Here is a 747-nt window from a genome sequence, read left to right as displayed (position 1 = left end):
TACAGGCGATGACGTCTACGAAGGCGACGAGACCTTTGGTCTTGTGGTCACTGAATCGAACAACGTGACCTCAAACGGCACGGCAACGGGTACCGCAACCATCAAAGACGACGGTACGGGCCCAGGTCCAGGCACGCCAGATAACGACAAGCCAGAGCTTACCGTGACAGGCGGTGGTGATGTAAACGAAGGCACCGACGCCGTATTCACTGTTTCGCTTTCAAATGAAACCGAAGCGCCAGTGGTGGTCAACCTTGCGCCAACCACCGACGGTTACACGGCCGAAGCGGGTGACATCGGTGAGATGGTCGTGACGTATGTCGACAGCAATAACCAAACGCAAACACTGACGGTCGATGGCAGCGGCAACGTGACCATCCCAGCGGGCATCACCGACATTACGGTGACGATCCCAACTACGGGCGATAACGTCTACGAAGGCGACGAGACGTTCGGCTTAGTCGTAACCGAAAATAATGGTGTGACCACGAATGGTTCTGCTACTGGTACGGCGACGATCCAAGATGATAGTTCTGGTAAACCAACGCTGTCTGTAACGGACGCCGGTGACGTAAACGAAGGCACTGACGCCGTATTCACTGTATCGCTATCGAATGAAACCGAAGCGCCAGTGGTGGTCAACCTTGCGCCAACCACTGACGGTTACACGGCGGAAGCGGGTGACATCGGTGAGATGGTTGTGACTTACGTTGATAGCAATAACCAAACGCAAACACTGACGGTTGA

General features: G+C 54.6%; 1 protein-coding gene. It reads left to right on the top strand.

Features of this window, described 5'->3' with window-relative positions:
- A partial coding sequence (locus RJ47_RS21460) for a Calx-beta domain-containing protein (protein WP_039484690.1) occupies positions 1 to 747 on the top strand: 747 nt, incomplete at both ends.

Origin of the sequence: Vibrio sinaloensis, from assembly GCF_000808535.1 — a bacterium.
Classification (GTDB): Bacteria; Pseudomonadota; Gammaproteobacteria; order Enterobacterales; family Vibrionaceae; genus Vibrio; species Vibrio sinaloensis_D.
This window is presented reverse-complemented; position numbering and strand designations above follow the sequence as displayed.